The following is a 16142-nucleotide window of genomic DNA, read 5'->3' on the forward strand; positions in this document are numbered from 1 at the left end:
CGGCGGCGATCGGCGATGCCGAAAATTTTCCGCCGCGAGTGCCCGCCGATGCAACTGTGGTGCAACGGTTGCGCGCGTAGGTTCAGTGACGCACACCACACGAGCAGGAGATGCACCATGACTGTGTACGCACGCCCGGGGGCTGACGGCTCACTGATGTCGTTCAAGCCCCGCTACGACAACTTCATCGGCGGCCAGTGGGTGCCGCCCACCGCCGGCCGGTACTTCGAGAACCCGACGCCGGTCACCGGTCAGACGTTCACCGAGGTCGCCCGCTCGGACGAATCCGACATCGAGAAGGCCCTCGACGCCGCGCACGCCGCCGCACCCGCATGGGGTAAGACGTCGGCGTCCGAGCGCGCCGTGATCCTCAACAAGATCGCCGACCGCATCGAGGAGAACCTCGAATCGATCGCCCTGGCCGAATCGTGGGACAACGGCAAGCCGATCCGCGAGACCCTCAACGCCGACATCCCGCTGGCGGTGGACCACTTCCGGTACTTCGCGGGATGTATTCGCGCGCAGGAGGGTTCGCTCTCCGAGGTCGACGACGACACCGTCGCCTACCACTTCCACGAGCCGCTCGGCGTGGTCGGGCAGATCATCCCGTGGAACTTCCCGATCCTGATGGCGGTCTGGAAGCTGGCACCCGCACTCGCCGCAGGCAACGCGATCGTCCTCAAGCCCGCCGAGCAGACGCCCGCCTCGATTCTGTACCTGTTCGAGATCATCGGGGACCTGCTGCCCGCGGGCGTGGTCAACATCGTCAACGGCTTCGGCGTCGAGGCCGGTAAGCCGCTGGCGTCGAGCAACCGGATCTCCAAGATCGCGTTCACCGGCGAGACCACCACGGGCCGGCTGATCATGCAGTACGCGTCGCAGAACCTGATCCCCGTGACGCTGGAGCTCGGTGGCAAGAGCCCCAACATCTTCTTCAACGATGTGCTGGCCGCCAACGACAACTACCAGGACAAGGCGCTCGAGGGCTTCACGATGTTCGCCCTCAACCAGGGTGAGGTCTGCACCTGCCCGTCCCGGTCGCTGATCCAGGCCGACATCTACGACGATTTCCTCGCGATGGCGGCCATCCGCACCAAGGCGGTGCGCCAGGGCGATCCGCTGGACACCGAGACCATGATCGGTGCGCAGGCGTCCAACGACCAGCTCGAGAAGATCCTGTCCTACATCGAGATCGGCAAGAGCGAAGGCGCCCAGGTGGTCACCGGCGGCGAGCGCGCCGAGCTGGGTGGCGACCTCAACGGCGGGTACTACGTCGCGCCGACGATCTTCACCGGTAACAACAAGATGCGGGTCTTCCAGGAGGAGATCTTCGGCCCGGTGGTGGCCGTCACCTCGTTCAAGGACTACGACGAGGCCATCTCGATCGCGAACGACACGCTGTACGGCCTGGGTGCCGGGGTGTGGAGCCGCGACGGCAACACCGCCTACCGCGCGGGCCGCGACATCAAGGCCGGCCGGGTGTGGACCAACTGCTACCACCAGTACCCCGCGCACGCCGCGTTCGGCGGCTACAAGCAGTCCGGCATCGGCCGCGAGAACCACAAGATGATGCTCGACCACTACCAGCAGACCAAGAACCTGCTGGTGAGCTACAGCGACAAGGCGCTCGGATTCTTCTGATCGCGCGCTAGCGCGACGGGAACGCACACTCGCACGGATCTCCCTCGATCCGTGCGAGTCTGCGTCTTCCCGGCGCACATCGTGGACCAATGGCCCTTACCTGCGCCGCGCCCACGGCGTGGGATGGACCTATGACCGAGAACACCATGCGCGCCGCCGTCGTCACCGAGCTGGGCGCCCAGCTGACCATCGAGAACCTGGAACTGCCGAAGCCGGATTACGGCGAAGCCTTGGTCAAGCTCGAGACGTCGGGCGTCTGCCACACGGATCTGCATGCCGCACATGGTGATTGGCCGGTCAAGCCGACGCCGCCGTTCATTCCCGGCCACGAGGGTTACGGCACCGTGGTGGCCGTCGGCGACGGGGTCGACGACCTGTTGGTGGGCGACAAGGTCGGCAACGCGTGGCTGTGGTCGGCGTGCGGGCACTGCGAGTACTGCCGGACCGGCTGGGAGACGCTGTGCGAGCAGCAGCGCAACGGCGGCTACACCGTCAACGGCAGCTTCGGCAGCTACATGCTCGTCAACGCGGCGTATGCCCCGCGCATCCCCGAGGGCCTGGACCCGGTCGAGGTGGCGCCGATCCTGTGCGCGGGTGTCACGGTCTACAAAGGTCTGAAGGTGACCGACACCCGGCCCGGCCAGTGGGTCGCGATCTCCGGGATCGGCGGCCTGGGCCACGTCGCGGTGCAGTACGCGACGGCGATGGGCCTGCGGGTCGTCGCGATCGACGTCGACGACACCAAACTCGAGCTGGCCACCAGCCTCGGAGCCGAGGTGGCGGTCAACGCGCGCACCGGCGACGTCGTCGCCGAGGTGCAGAAGGCCACCGGCGGTGTGCACGGCGTGCTGGTCACCGCGGTGCATCCCGAGGCGTTCGGGCAGGCCATCGGGCTGGCGCGGCGCGGCGGCACCATCGTGTTCGTCGGGCTGCCGCCGGGGGATTTCCCCGCGCCGATCTTCGACATCGTGCTCAAGGGTCTGACGATCCGCGGCTCGATCGTCGGCACCCGCCAGGACATGGTGGAGGCCATCGATTTCTTCGCCCGGGGATTGATCCACCCGACCGTCCACACCGCCGGGCTCGACGAGATCAACGACGTGTTCGCCAGGATGGAGCAGGGGCAGATCGACGGCAGGGTGGTTCTGGACTACCGCTGACCAGGCCTGCTGCGGCCTGTGCGCGTTTTGACCTGCGCCGATGTCCGCGGGTAGGCTGCCTCGTTGGCGTGCGCCGGCCTTTTCGGCCGGGTCGCCTCGGGTCACAGTCGGTCGCCGAGGCACACCTGCGCTCACGCTGTGACCGGCTCCCGGGAACACCGGGGTCCAACCCGAGAAAAGAAGGTATGCGCTGTGCCTACGTACACGCCGAAGGCGGGTGACACCACGCGCACGTGGTACGTCATCGACGCCACCGACGTGGTGCTCGGCCGGCTCGCCGTCGAAGCAGCAAAGCTGTTGCGCGGCAAGCACAAGCCGACATTCACGCCCAATGTCGACGGTGGCGATTTCGTCATCGTCATCAACGCCGAGAAGATCGCCGTCAGCGGCGACAAGCTCACCAAGAAGTTCGCGTACCGCCACTCGGGTTACCCCGGCGGCCTGCGCAAGCGCTCCATCGGTGAGCTGCTGATCAAGCACCCGACCAGGGTCGTGGAGAACGCGATCGTCGGGATGCTGCCCCACACCAAGCTCAGCCGGCAGGTTCAGAAGAAGCTGAAGGTGTATGCGGGTCCGGATCATCCGCACGCCGCGCAGCAGCCGGTTCCGTTCGAAATCAAGCAGGTGGCGCAATGACCGAAACTGAACTCACCGACACCCCGGAGACCACCGAGGCCGTCGAGACCACCGAGGCTGTCGAGACCACCGAGGTTGCCGAGCCTGACGTCACCGCCGAGGCCGAGGTGGCCCAGCGCGAGCCCGTCATCATCGATCGGCCCATCCAGACCGTCGGTCGCCGCAAGGAGGCCGTCGTCCGCGTCCGCCTGGTGCCCGGCACCGGCCAGTTCCATCTCGACGGCCGCACGTTGGAGGCGTACTTCCCCAACAAGGTGCACCAGCAGCTCATCAAGGCACCGCTGGTGACCGTCGATCGCGTCGACAGCTTCGACGTCTACGCGCACCTCGACGGCGGCGGCCCGTCCGGCCAGGCCGGCGCGCTGCGTCTGGCGATCGCCCGCGCCCTGATCATCGTGCAGCCGGAAGACCGGCCCGCGCTGAAGAAGGCCGGGTTCCTCACCCGCGACCCGCGTGCCATCGAGCGCAAGAAGTACGGCCTCAAGAAGGCGCGTAAGGCGCCTCAGTACAGCAAGCGCTGATCTTCTCCACGTCAGACGCCCGGTCTGCTCGCGATGCGAGCGGCCGGGCGTCTCTCGTTGTGCGGTCATGCCCGCCCCGCGCGACCCGATTGTGGCCCGTCACACACCGCCATCTCAGAGAACTGTCGTCGCGCGGTGTTCTGGAGCGATGCGGGATCAGTTAATTAGCGGAGTTCACTTCCGGGCCGAATCGGCGGATCGGGACTTGAATTCTGCGGCGGGGCTGCGCGACCGTCGGATTCGGAGCCAGGGCGCCCATCGGCGCCGGCAGACCACTTCTGCCGTGGCTCCGAGAGTGCAAAGGAGTTATCGATGAGCTTTGTCAAGAACGCCGCGGCGGGTGCCGTCCTCGGCGGATCGCTGCTGTTCACCGCTGGACTCGGCATGGCCACCGCGCAGCCCGTCGAGGCGCCGGATGGCCTCGTGAACCTCTCCGTCGGCGACGTGACGCTTCTGGAGAGCGTCTCCGCCGACACCGCCGCCACCGCGGCCAGCGCCCTCTGTGGCGTGGTGCCCACCGACGTGAGTGCGCTGGCGACCGAGGTCGACGGCCAGGGCGTCGAGCAGACGGTGTGCTCGGGCCTGCCCGGCGGTGACCTCGTGCTGGCGCAGAATGCCTCCACGGCGCCGACCGCTCCGGCCGACGAGCCGGCACCGGAGGCCGACACCGGCAGCGCCGAGAGCGACACCGGCACCGGCGATGGCCTCGGCGCCCCTGAGGGCACCGGTGAGGCCGAGGGCGGCACCGTCCCGCTGCCCAGCGACGAAGGGTAAGTGAGCCCACTCACCGCCCGCATCCACGCCGGGTGCGGGCGGTGAGCCGTTTTCGCGGTGGACAGGGGGATAATCGCGTGGGCTGCAATTCGCTCGGGGGCCCGCAGATGTGAGAGGTTGTCACGATGGCTCGACTGTTCGGCACCGACGGAGTGCGCGGCGTCGCCAACACCGAACTCACCCCTGAGCTGGCGATGGCGCTGGGTGCGGCGGCTGCCCGACGGCTCGGCAGGACGGGTGAGGCCCGCAGGCGTGTCGCCGTCGTCGGGCGTGATCCGCGGGCCAGCGGCGAGATGCTGGAAGCCGCCGTGATTGCCGGAATCGCCAGTGAGGGCGTCGACACCCTCCGCGCCGGGGTCATGCCCACCCCCGCGGTCGCCTACCTGACCAACGCCTATGACGCCGACTTCGGCGTGATGATCTCCGCATCGCACAACCCGATGCCCGACAACGGCATCAAGATCTTCGGTCCGGGTGGGCACAAACTCGACGACGCCACCGAGGACCGCATCGAGGAACTGGTGCACCAGGGTCCCGGTACCCGTCCCACCGGCGGGGCCATCGGGCGTTCCATCGCCGCCGAGGACGCCCTGGAACGCTATCTGCGCCACGTCGGCAAGGCCGCCACCACCCGGCTCGACGCGCTGACCGTCGTCGTCGACTGTGCGCACGGCGCGGCGTCGGTCGCGGCTCCCCGGGCCTACCGTGCGGCGGGCGCGAACGTCATCCCGATCCACGCCGACCCCGACGGTCTCAACATCAACGACGGCTGCGGTTCGACGCACATGCAGGCGCTGCGCTCCGCGGTGGTCTCCTATGGTGCCGACATCGGTCTCGCGCACGACGGGGACGCGGACCGCTGCCTCGCCGTCGACGCGCAGGGACGCATCATCGACGGCGACGCGATCATGGTCGTGCTCGCGCTGGCCATGCACGAGACGGGGGAGCTCGCCTCCGACACCCTGGTCGCGACCGTGATGAGCAATCTCGGACTCCACATAGCGATGAAGTCCGCGGGCATCGAGGTGCGGACCACCGCCGTCGGTGACCGCTATGTCCTCGAAGAACTCCGTGCCGGTCGGTACTCGCTGGGTGGCGAGCAGTCCGGCCACCTCGTGTTGCCCGCGTTCGGCACCACCGGCGACGGCATCGTCACCGGGTTGCGACTGATGTCGCGGATGGCGCAGACACGTCGCACGCTGGCCGACCTCGCCGCACCGATGCGGACGCTGCCGCAGGTGCTGATCAACGTCGAAGTCACCGACAAGGCGACGGTGGCCGACGCTCAGTCCGTCCGGGACGCGGTGGCCCGGGCCGAGGAGGAACTCGGCGATACCGGCCGAATTCTGCTGCGGCCTTCGGGAACCGAACAGCTGGTCCGCGTCATGGTGGAGGCGGCCGACGAAGACACCGCCCGGCAGTTGGCCGTGCGCGTAGCGGAATCGGTGAGCGCGCAAAGCTGAGTTCCCGGGAACCGTTCGGGCGTGCCCGGCGTCCAATCTCATATGGGAACGGCACAGGCGGCCCGCGTCGACACCGCAGCGGTGCGCGCGATCGCTCGCGAATACGACACGGCGGCCGCGATTCTCGACAGCGCGGCGCACACACACCTGGGCGGCCTTGACGTCGGCGCCGCGACGTCCGGCCGGGCGTACGTCGCCTACGGTGACGCGCTGCGCGGCGCGCTCGCAGAGCTGGCGTCGTCGTTGCGGCAGTGGTCACGGGCCGCCACGGAGATCGCGGCGGCGCTGCGGGTCTCGGCTGACCAGTACCAGGACGCCGACAGCTATGCCGCCGGGCGGGTCGGGTAGCCGGGCGTGTCCGACATGTCCGCCGAAAACTACGACGTCGCAGCGCGATTGGCGCACGGCCTGCCTGCCGTCGACACCGTCGCGCAGTACGTGTGGGCCTGTCAGCGTCTCGGCTATCAGCACCAGGACCTGACGCTGCACCCGGCGCAGGTGCGCGACTGGTACGGCACCGAGGACGGGATGGATCTCGGTGCGCTGCAGCGCGGTTGCGTCGCCCTGGACGCCGCGGTGCGCGCATCGCAGGATGCGCTGGCCGTGCAGGACCGGCAACTGGCTCAGCTCGCGGCGGCGTGGCAGGGCATGGGAGGCGACGCCGGCCAGGAATTCCTGCGGCGCCACGGCGATGCCTCCTCAGCTGTCGCGGCGGCCACGCGCACCGCCGCCGAGGCGTTGGCCGCCCTGCGCGAGGACCTCTGGCGGGCGGTCAGCACCAAGGTCGACGCCGCGGTCGCGATCGAAGCGCGCGCCGAGGGCACCCGGGAGCAGTGGCGTGCGGCGGCCGCCACGGTCACGTCGGGGGTCGGAGACCGGTCCACCGCGAGCGAGCTGATCGAAGGCGCGGTGAAACCGTTCGTGGACACCAGCGTTCGTGTCGACTGGCTTGCCGCGATGCAGGCGGCCGGCGCCGCGGTGACGTCGGCGTACGAGCGAGCGCTGGCCGAGATCGGGTCGGAACGGGCGCCGGCCTTCGGCATTCCCGGCGCGCTGGGCCCCGTGTGGACGCCGCCCGCGACCGCGGCCCAGGGCGACGCGGGCTGTCAGGACGACGCGCGGTGTGCGCCGGCCACCGTCCCCGCATCCTGGGGCGGCGCCGCCTCCGCGACGCCTGCGGCAGCAGCACCTGCAGCAGTAGCACCGGTCGCACCGGTGGCACCCGCCGCCGTGCCCTCGGCGCCCGCGCCGCCGGCCCCGCCGGCCGAGTCCGTCCTACCGCCGACGTCGGCCCCCGTCACGCCGCCGGCCGGCCTGGGCACGATGGGAGCGGGCATGCCCGACGTCGGCGGCGGGCTGTCCGGCCTCGGCCAGCAGTTCGCCGACACGCTGGGCGGTCTGCTCGGTGGCGGTCTGTCGAACGGCGACGCCGGGGAGCTTCCCGAGCTGCCCGAGCCTGACATTCCCGAGCCGGAGGTCGACGCCGAACTCGACGAAGAATCCGACGCCGACCCCGACGAAGAATCCGACGGGGAGCCCGGGGACGAATCCCCGGCCGATCCGGACCCGGTCCCGGCTGATCCGGTCCCCGTCGAGGAGGTCGCTGCCACCGGCGACGCCGAGCCGCAGGCGGGCACGTGCGACCCGGTACCCGCGCCCACGCCGGCTCCACCGCCGGCCGAGCCGCTGCCGCCTGCCGAGGTGGTCGCCGAGAGCACCCCGTGTGAGATCGCCGCGGACGAAGTGCCGCAGGTCGGAGAGCCTGCGGAGTAGCGTCACGCGACGTGAAGCTGCGCATCCGGGAAGCGGTCGGGCTGTTCGTGCTCGGCGGCCTCGCCGCGCTGATCGGCGACCACAGCCACGTCGCGACCGGCACGACGGTGTACTACACCGACGCCGTCCCGTTCGTGTGGAGCAGCCCGTTCTGGTTCCCGCTGCTGGTCGGCTCGGCCACGGTGTCGCTGGCCGAACTCCGGCTGCACCTGCCGGCCCTACGGGCCGACGTGACGGCACGGCAGGGCCTCGCCGGTATCGCGATCGTCGTCGGCATGTACGTGGCCACCGCCCTGCTGCACGGCTCGCCCGTGGTGCCCGCGACCGCGCTGATCTGTGTCGCGGCGATCGTCACCTGGTGCGTGTTCGGCGACGGCGCCGCCGCGGCGTGCGGGGCCGCCATCGCGATCGTGGGGCCCGCCGCGGAGATCGCGCTCGTCGGCCTCGGCGTGTTCGCCTACAACCCCGGGTCGGACGGATTGTTCGGCGTCGGCCCGTTCCTCGTGCCGCTGTACTTCGCGTTCGGGGTGGTGGTCGCGCTGCTGGCCGAGCTCGTCGTCGCCCGGCGGCCGCAGCTCGCGGCGCCGGTGTGCGACACGATCAGCCGCGCGCCAGGTGCCGGCTGATCACCAGGCGCTGAATCTGGTTGGTGCCCTCGAAGATCTGCGTGATCTTCGCCTCGCGCATGTAGCGTTCGACGCGGTAGTCGCGGGTGTAGCCGGCCCCGCCGAACACCTGGACCGCATCCGTGGTCACTTTCATCGCCGCGTCGGTGGCCGTCAGCTTCGCGACCGACGCGTGCCGCGAGTAGGGCAGGCCCGCGTCACGGCGGCGGGCGGCATCGATGTAGGTGGCCCTGGCGGAGTCCACGGCCGCGGCCATGTCCGCGAGCAAGAACGCCAGGCCTTGGTGGTCGATGATCTTGCGGCCGAACGTCGTTCGTTCCTGGCTGTAGGTCACCGCCTCGTCCAGCGCGGCCTGGGCCAGTCCCACCGCGACGGCAGCGATGCCCAGGCGCCCGGAATCCAAGGCGCTGAACGCGATCTGCAGACCCTGTCCCTCGGTTCCGATGCGGCGGTCCTCGTCGAGGAATGCGTCGTCGTAGTGCGCGGTGGTGGTCGGTACCGAATGCAGGCCCATCTTCTCCTCGGGCTTGCCGAAGGTCAGACCCTCGGTCCCCCTAGGGACCAGGAAGCATGAAATGCCTTGGGACCCTTCGCCGGTGCGCGCGAAGAGATTGTAGAAGTCGGCGACTCCGCCGTGTGTGATCCACGCCTTCGCGCCGCTGATGCGGTAGCCGCCGTCGACGGCGGTCGCTCTGCAGGTCAGGGCGGCGGCATCGGAGCCGGCCTGCGGTTCGGACAGGCTGTAGGCGCCGATGGTCGATCCGCCGAGCATGTCGGGAAGCCATCGCTGCCGCTGCTCGTCGGTGCCGAAACTCATCAGCGGGTGGCAGGACAGGCTGTGCACGCTGACCGCGACTGCCACCGCGGCCCACCGCGCGGCGAGTTCTTCGAGCACCTGCAGGTACACCTCGTAGGGCTGGCCACCGCCACCCCACTCCTCGGGGTAGGGCAGGCTCAGCAGCCCGGCCTCGCCGAGCGTCGCGAACACGCCGTCGGGATAGGTCTCGTTCTTCTCGTGCTGGTCGACGATCGGGTCGAGGACCTTGTCGGCGATCTGGCGGGCCAGATCCACCAGTTCACGAGCCTCGTCGGTGGGGAGAAGGCGATCCACGGCCATACGCTGGACAGTACTACAGGACGGTTATCAGTACTATCAGCGTAGGATGACGCCGGTGAGCAGGCCTTCCTTCGCCACGCAGCGACGTACCGAGCTGTTCGACGCGCTCGTTGCGCTGTTTCTCGCCGAGGGGTTCGCGCACCTGACGCTCGACGAGATCGCAGCCCGACTGCGGTGCTCCAAATCCACGCTCTACACGCTGGCCGCCAGCAAGGAGCAGTTGGTGCAGACCGCCACCGTGCACTTCTTCCGCAGCGCCACAGCGGCGGTCGAAGCGCGGGTGTCCGGCGTCGCCGGCGCACGCGAACGCATCGCAACGTATCTGGCCGCGGTCGGTGGGGCGCTCGATCCCGTGTCCGATCAGTTCATGGCCGATCTCGACGCCTTCGCGCCTGCGCGCGCCATCTACGAGAAGAACACCAGGATCGCGGCGCGCAGGGTTCACGAGCTGATCGCCGAAGGCGTTGCCGCAGGCGACTTTCGCGATGTTCACGCGGCGTTCGCGGCCGACCTCGTCACGACGGTGATGGTGCGTATCCAGCAACGGATGGTGCGCAACAGCACCGGCCTCGACGACGCCGACGCCTATCGCGAGCTCGCCGCGATTCTCACCGGCGGCATCCAGGCGTGACGTCGCGGCGGATCAGGACAGCGGTGCGGTCAGCTCGACATTGATGTCATCGGGATCCTGAAAGGACAGGATGGCAATCCCTGCGTCGTCGAGATCGATGATCGCGCCGTGGGTGATTCCCGCGCCGTCCAGGGCCCGCTCGGCGTCCTCAAGATCGCTGCGCGAGGCCACGGAGAAGCTGAGGTGGTCGAGCCCGGTCCGCGTCGAGTCGAACGGGGTGTCGCCCACCGGGCGGAGTCCGAACAGCGTGCCCTGCGGAGTCTGGTAGACCACGCCTCCGTAGAACTGCTCCGGGGACTCGGTCACGCCGGGCTCGTCGACCGAGTCGGACGCGTCGATGGCCGCCGGCCAACCGAACACCGCGTCGTAGAACTCTTTCGACCGACCGATGTCGGTGACGGTGATACGCACGTGGGCGATTCCAGAACTGTTGACCAAAGCCATGATCGGAGGCATACCCGCTGCATCCTGCGGCAACCCGGGCGCACGGTGAACGTCACTCTTCGGACAGATGGCGTGAGCCGTCCCGACGTGCGGCCGCGCGGCTAATCGGCGACGTTGAACGCCTTGATCACCTTGGTCGGTGTGATCCGGACGACCAGTTCCCCGGGCACCCCGTTGCGGCGGCCGAATTCCTCGGCGCGCTCGGCTCCCATGTAGCGGCCGCCGATCCGCGTCGCGGTCGAGCGCACGTCGTCGGGATCCTCGCCGAGGGTCACGGTGCCCTGGATCTGGACGAACGAGAACGGCGGTCGCTCGTCGTCCACGCACACCACCACCCGCGGATCGCGGACCAGCGCGCGGCCTTTGGCGGTGTCCTTACCGGTGTTGAAGACCAGCTGCTGACCGTCGACGACGAACCACACCGGTGCGATCAGCGGCCTGCCGTCGGCGGCAAGGTAACCCAACTTGGCGGTGTGGGTTCCTTCGGACAGGAAGGCGACGACGTCCGCGTCCAGTCGGACACCGTCGGTGGGCTCGGCCATGGCGCCAGCCTACGTCCGGATCAGGGCAGCAGGTTCTGCAATTCCTCGACGTACGTCACGGACTCGCGCCGGTCGCCCGAGAGCGGGTGGACCAGCATCGTGGTGACGCCGGCTTCGGTGAAGGCGGCGAGGCGCTCCTTGACGAAACCGCGGGGCCCGACGAGCGAGACCTGGCGGACCAGTTCGTCGGGCACGGCGTCGATGGCCTCGGCCTTGTTGCCCGCGAGGTAGAGATCCTGGATGTGGTCGGCGACCTCGCCGAAGCCGTACCGGGTGGCCAGGGCGTGGTAGAAGTTCTTGCCGCGCGCACCCATGCCGCCGATGTAGAGCGCCAATTGTGGTTTGGCCCAGGCCAGCCGGTCATCGACATCATCGCCGATCGCCAGGCTGGCGCTGACCATGACGTCCAGCGGACCCAGTGCCGCATCCCGCCGGGCGGCGCCTGCGCGCAACGCGTCACCCCAGACCTCGCCGGCCTTCTCCGGATAGAAGAACACCGGCTGCCAACCTTCGGCGATCTCGGCGGTCAGCTCGACGTTCTTGGGGCCGAGGGCGGCGATGGTGATCGGGATCCGTTCCCGTACCGGATGGTTGATCAGCTTCAGCGGTTTTCCCAGCCCGGTGCCGCGCTCGGCAGGCAGCGGCAGCTGATAGTGCTTGCCGTCGTAACTGAGCCGCTCGCGGCGCCACACCTGCCTGCAGATCTCGACGACCTCGCGGGTGCGGCCCAGCGGCGCATCGAAGGGCAGGCCGTGAAAGCCTTCCACCACCTGTGGCCCGGATGTGCCCAGGCCGAGCCGGAACCGGCCGTCGGACACGTAGTCCAGCCCGGCGGCGGTCATCGCCATCAGCGCGGGGGTGCGCGTGTAGATGGGGACCACCCCGGTGCCCAACTCGATCCGCGATGTCCGCGCGGCCAGGAATCCCAGCTGACTGATCGCGTCGTAGGAGTAGGCCTCGGCCACCAGCGCGATGTCGACGCCGAGCTGCTCGAACTCGACCACCTCGTCGACCGCGTCGAGGAAGCCGCCGGCGTAGCTGAGAAAGATGCCTGTCCGCATGCGTCAGGTATAGCACCCAACCGGTTGGTTGGGGAACTCGGTCCTACGGCTTCAGCAGTGCGACGACCTTGTTCTCAAGGTCGACGGGGTCGTCGGAGAACGGGTCCATGACCTCCGCCTTCGGCAGTGCGGCCGCCGGGTCGGCGAAGTCCCGGTAGGTGTCGTTCTTGCGGTCCCCGGTCAGCAGATGCAGCAGATAGCCGGTCATCAGCGCCCGGACGATCTTCTGCGTACCCCTGTCGGCGCCGGGGAGCCCGACCACGGGTGCCAGTCGCCGGCCCTCGACGAGCCCCCCGGACTTGGTGCTGGACGTAGCGCGCAGGGTGGCCGTCTTCCAGGCCCGGGCCAACTCGACGGCATTCGAGCGCAGCGACATCGGATCGCCGGGGTCGACGAGGATGAGGCCGGGCACCGTCAGCCCCGACGCGGGCTGTTCAGCCGGGGGACTGGACACCGTGGGATAGGCCGCGACCACTGCTTTGGGGCTGTTCGGCCCGCCGGGCATGCCGGCCGCGGCGAACACCGCCGCCGACCCGCCGAAGCCATGACCTGCGATGCCGAGCTTGCCGGGGTGCACGCTGATCTGGCCGGGGCCCAGCCGCACGCCCGCGATGATGTCCAGCGTCGTGCCGAGGTCGTAGGCGAGGTTGAGCACGGAGGGCGCCAGCCCGGTCTCGGTGTTGGGAGCCGCGGCGACGATCCCCCACGACGCCAGGTGCTCGAGCGTCCCGTGGTAGCGGTCCGCGGATGTGATCCAATCGTGAGCGAACGCGACGCCGGGCAGATTCTTGCCCTCCGCGGGCGTGTAGACGGTGCCCGGGAGGCCGGCAAAGGCCAGGTCACCGCGGAGAACGCGGTGCGGTCCGCGGCGCGTCAACGCGGCAAAGAGCTTCTTCGTGCTGGCCACCTGACGACCGTAGCTCAACCGGGTGCAGGGCGCGGCCTGCCGTACCCTGGTTGGCTATGTGTGGAATCGTCGGCTACGTCGGGCAGCGTCCTGCCTGCGACATCGTCGTCGACGCGCTGCGCCGCATGGAGTACCGCGGGTACGACTCATCCGGTGTCGCGCTGCTCGACGGCCACGGCGGCCTCACCGTCCGCCGCAAGGCAGGACGCCTGGCCAATCTGGAGGCCGCGCTCGCCGAAGCGGGTGCCGAGAGCCCCGCGGGGGCCACCGGCCTCGGCCACACCCGCTGGGCCACGCACGGCAGGCCCACCGACCGCAACGCCCACCCGCACCTGGACGCCTCCGGCAAGGTCGCGGTCGTCCACAACGGCATCATCGAGAACTTCGCGGAGCTGCGCGGCGAGCTCGAGAGCGCCGGCGTGGAGTTCGCCAGCGACACCGACACCGAGGTCGCCGTGCACCTGGTCGCCCGCGAGTACGCCGACGGCGCACACGCGGGAGACTTCCCCGCCTCGGTGCTGGCGGTGCTGCGCCGGTTGGAGGGCCACTTCACCCTGGTGTTCGCCCACGCGGACGATCCGGGGACCATCGTCGCCGCCCGCCGGTCCACCCCGCTGGTGCTCGGCGTCGGCAACGGAGAGATGTTCGTCGGGTCGGACGTCGCCGCGTTCATCGAGCACACCCGCGAGGCCGTCGAGCTGGGCCAGGACCAGGCGGTCGTCGTCACCGCCGACGGTTACCGGATCACCGACTTCGACGGCACCGCGAGCCAGGACTACCGCGAGTTCCACATCGACTGGGACACCTCGGCCGCCGAAAAGGGTGGCTACGAGTACTTCATGCTCAAGGAGATCGCCGAGCAGCCCGCCGCCGTCTCCGACACGCTGCTCGGCCACTTCGACGGTAAGCGCATCGTGCTCGACGAGCAGCGGCTCTCCGATCAGGAGCTCCGCGACATCGACAAGGTGTTCGTCGTGGCGTGCGGCACGGCGTATCACTCCGGCCTTCTCGCCAAGTACGCGATCGAGCACTGGACCCGGCTGCCCGTCGAGGTCGAGCTCGCCAGCGAGTTCCGGTACCGCGATCCGGTGCTGGACAGCCACACGCTCGTCGTCGCGATCTCGCAGTCCGGTGAGACCGCCGACACGCTGGAGGCCGTTCGGCACGCCAAGGAACAGAAGGCCAAGGTGCTGGCCATCTGCAACACCAACGGCAGCCAGATTCCCCGCGAGTGCGACGCGGTGCTCTACACGCGCGCCGGGCCGGAGATCGGGGTGGCTTCGACGAAGACGTTCCTGGCCCAGATCACCGCAAACTACCTTGTGGGGCTCGCGCTCGCCCAGGCGCGTGGCACCAAGTACCCCGACGAGGTGGCGCGGGAGTACCACGACCTGGAGGCCATGCCCGAGCTGATCTCGCGGGTGCTGGCGTCGGCCGCGGACCCGGTGAAGCAGCTGGCGAATCAGTTTGCGGCGTCGCAGACGGTGCTGTTCCTCGGCCGTCATGTCGGCTATCCGGTGGCGCTCGAAGGTGCCTTGAAGCTCAAGGAGCTGGCGTACATGCACGCCGAGGGCTTCGCCGCCGGTGAGCTCAAGCACGGCCCCATTGCGCTCATCGAGGACGGGCTTCCCGTCATCGTCGTCATGCCCTCGCCGAAGAACTCGGCCACGCTGCACTCCAAGCTGCTGTCGAACATCCGCGAGATCCAGGCCCGCGGTGCGGTCACGATCGTCATCGCCGAGGAAGGCGACGAAACCGTGCGGCCGTACGCCGATCACCTGATCGAAATGCCAGCGGTGTCAACGCTTTTCCAGCCGCTGCTGTCGAGCATCCCGATGCAGCTGTTCTCGGCTGGGGTGGCCCAGGCCCGCGGGTTCGACGTCGACAAGCCGCGCAACCTGGCGAAGTCGGTCACCGTCGAGTAGTGCGGCGCGAGCCGATCGGACACTTCCGGGGTGACGCGGCGCGCGCCCGATTCGTCGAGGTCTACCAACGGGCGCTGGGTGAGCTGCCGCCCTACGACGAATCGATGGACGTGCCAACGACATTCGGTACGGTCCGGGTTTATCGCTTCGACGGGCCCGCCGGCCGCCCGGTCGTACTGTTGCCCGGCCGCAACGCCGCCACACCGATGTGGAAGGCGAACCTGCCGGGCCTGCTGGCTGATCGCACGGTGTTCTCGGTCGACCTGATGGGCGAGCCGGGTTTGTCGGTGCAGCAGCGTCCGATCACCGGATCCGAGGATCAGGCACAGTGGTTCGGCGAAATGCTCGGTGGCCTTGCTGCGGAGCCGGTCCATCTGCTGGGCGTCTCGTTCGGTGGGTGGGCGGCAGTGAACTATGCGGTGCGCCGCGGCCACGGGCGGGTCGCGTCGTTGACGCTTCTGGATCCGGTCATGACGTTCGCGCCGATTCCGAAGCCGACGATGCTGGCCGTGGCCCCGCTTGCCCTGCCCTGGGTGCCGGGCGTGTTGCGCCGAGGCGTTCTGCAGTGGATCTCGGGTGGCGCCGCCGTGGACGACTCCGATCCGGTGGCGGCGCTCATCGCCGCCGGCAGCCGTGACCATGTGGTCCGCCAGCCGTTTCCGAAGCGGTTCACCGAGGACCAGTTGCGCGACCTCGACATCCCGGTACTCGCGATCCTCGCCGGGCGCAGCGTGGTCCATGACGCCACCCGTGCGGCCAACGCGGCCCGCATGCTTCTGCAGCACGGCCAGGTGAAGCTGTGGGCCGACGCGTCGCACGCCCTCAGCGGCGAGTATCCGGCCGAGATCGACGCTCTGACCCGTCGCTTCTGGTGTGACGTCGACACGCCGCGGTGACCCGCGCATTTGCCGAGGCAAGTAC

17 protein-coding genes are annotated in these 16142 nt (G+C 69.2%); 12 read left to right on the plus strand and 5 right to left on the minus strand.

The annotated features are described in order from the left end of the window. Positions 1-117 precede the first annotated feature (117 nt). The 9 genes from adh to EL337_RS05895 all read left to right on the plus strand — a co-directional run bounded on the left by adh (position 118) and on the right by EL337_RS05895 (position 8594). Complete coding sequence (adh, locus tag EL337_RS05855) at positions 118-1641, plus strand: aldehyde dehydrogenase (protein ID WP_048630113.1); 1524 nt, start codon at positions 118-120, stop codon at positions 1639-1641. Positions 1642-1730: 89 nt separating this feature from the next. Then, positions 1731-2801, plus strand: coding sequence for an alcohol dehydrogenase AdhP (gene adhP / locus EL337_RS05860; protein WP_370737109.1), 1071 nt, complete (start codon positions 1731-1733; stop codon positions 2799-2801). Between the two features lie 192 nt (positions 2802-2993). After that, positions 2994-3437, plus strand: a complete 444-nt coding sequence (rplM, locus tag EL337_RS05865; RefSeq protein WP_048630114.1) for a 50S ribosomal protein L13 — start codon at positions 2994-2996, stop codon at positions 3435-3437. After that, positions 3434-3958, plus strand: coding sequence for a 30S ribosomal protein S9 (rpsI, locus tag EL337_RS05870; protein ID WP_048630115.1), 525 nt, complete (start codon positions 3434-3436; stop codon positions 3956-3958). The genes rplM and rpsI overlap by 4 nt, the downstream gene beginning before the upstream one ends. A gap of 312 nt (positions 3959-4270) precedes the next feature. After that, positions 4271-4732: a hypothetical protein gene (locus tag EL337_RS05875; RefSeq protein ID WP_048630116.1), complete on the plus strand. Its 462-nt coding sequence runs from the start codon at positions 4271-4273 to the stop codon at positions 4730-4732. Positions 4733-4857: 125 nt separating this feature from the next. Then, complete coding sequence (glmM, locus tag EL337_RS05880) at positions 4858-6195, plus strand: phosphoglucosamine mutase (protein WP_048630117.1); 1338 nt, start codon at positions 4858-4860, stop codon at positions 6193-6195. 42 nt (positions 6196-6237) lie between these two features. Beyond that, positions 6238-6543, plus strand: coding sequence for a type VII secretion target (locus tag EL337_RS05885; protein ID WP_048630118.1), 306 nt, complete (start codon positions 6238-6240; stop codon positions 6541-6543). A 15-nt stretch (positions 6544-6558) separates the two neighbouring features. Beyond that, positions 6559-7968, plus strand: coding sequence for a hypothetical protein (locus EL337_RS05890; RefSeq protein WP_048630829.1), 1410 nt, complete (start codon positions 6559-6561; stop codon positions 7966-7968). 11 nt (positions 7969-7979) lie between these two features. Next, positions 7980-8594 (plus strand): diacylglycerol-binding protein, encoded by a 615-nt coding sequence (locus EL337_RS05895; RefSeq protein WP_048630119.1) that lies wholly within the window; start codon positions 7980-7982, stop codon positions 8592-8594. Here the strand turns inward: EL337_RS05895 and EL337_RS05900 are convergent. After that, a complete protein-coding gene (locus tag EL337_RS05900) occupies positions 8569-9711 on the minus strand; it encodes an acyl-CoA dehydrogenase family protein (protein ID WP_048630120.1) in 1143 nt (380 codons plus the stop codon). The two genes, EL337_RS05895 and EL337_RS05900, sit on opposite strands and share 26 nt — an antisense overlap. Before the next feature lie 46 nt (positions 9712-9757). Between EL337_RS05900 and EL337_RS05905 the strand changes: the two genes are divergently transcribed. Further along, positions 9758-10342 (plus strand): TetR/AcrR family transcriptional regulator, encoded by a 585-nt coding sequence (locus EL337_RS05905; protein WP_197724184.1) that lies wholly within the window; start codon positions 9758-9760, stop codon positions 10340-10342. A gap of 12 nt (positions 10343-10354) precedes the next feature. On the opposite strand, the gene EL337_RS05910 is transcribed toward EL337_RS05905, so the two are convergent. The 4 genes from EL337_RS05910 to EL337_RS05925 form a co-directional block, all read right to left on the minus strand. After that, entirely contained in the window at positions 10355-10786 is a 432-nt protein-coding gene (locus EL337_RS05910; protein WP_048630122.1) for a VOC family protein, read from the minus strand. 101 nt (positions 10787-10887) lie between these two features. After that, positions 10888-11328, minus strand: a complete 441-nt coding sequence (locus tag EL337_RS05915) for a PPOX class F420-dependent oxidoreductase (RefSeq protein ID WP_109519740.1) — start codon at positions 11326-11328, stop codon at positions 10888-10890. A gap of 20 nt (positions 11329-11348) precedes the next feature. After that, positions 11349-12389, minus strand: coding sequence for an LLM class F420-dependent oxidoreductase (locus EL337_RS05920; RefSeq protein WP_048630123.1), 1041 nt, complete (start codon positions 12387-12389; stop codon positions 11349-11351). A 43-nt stretch (positions 12390-12432) separates the two neighbouring features. Beyond that, positions 12433-13296 carry a dienelactone hydrolase family protein gene (locus tag EL337_RS05925; protein WP_048630124.1) on the minus strand — a complete coding sequence of 288 codons (864 nt, stop codon included), beginning with the start codon at positions 13294-13296 and terminating at the stop codon, positions 12433-12435. A gap of 56 nt (positions 13297-13352) precedes the next feature. Here EL337_RS05925 and glmS point away from each other — a divergent pair, with 56 nt between their 5' ends. After that, on the plus strand, positions 13353-15221 hold the full coding sequence (gene glmS / locus EL337_RS05930; protein WP_048630125.1) for a glutamine--fructose-6-phosphate transaminase (isomerizing): 1869 nt from the start codon (positions 13353-13355) through the stop codon (positions 15219-15221). Next, complete coding sequence (locus EL337_RS05935) at positions 15221-16117, plus strand: alpha/beta fold hydrolase (protein ID WP_048630126.1); 897 nt, start codon at positions 15221-15223, stop codon at positions 16115-16117. Before glmS ends, EL337_RS05935 begins: the two co-directional genes overlap by 1 nt. The last annotated feature ends 25 nt before the right edge of the window (positions 16118-16142 follow it).

Origin of the sequence: Mycolicibacterium aurum (genome assembly GCF_900637195.1) — a bacterium.
Lineage (GTDB): Bacteria > Actinomycetota > Actinomycetes > Mycobacteriales > Mycobacteriaceae > Mycobacterium > Mycobacterium aurum.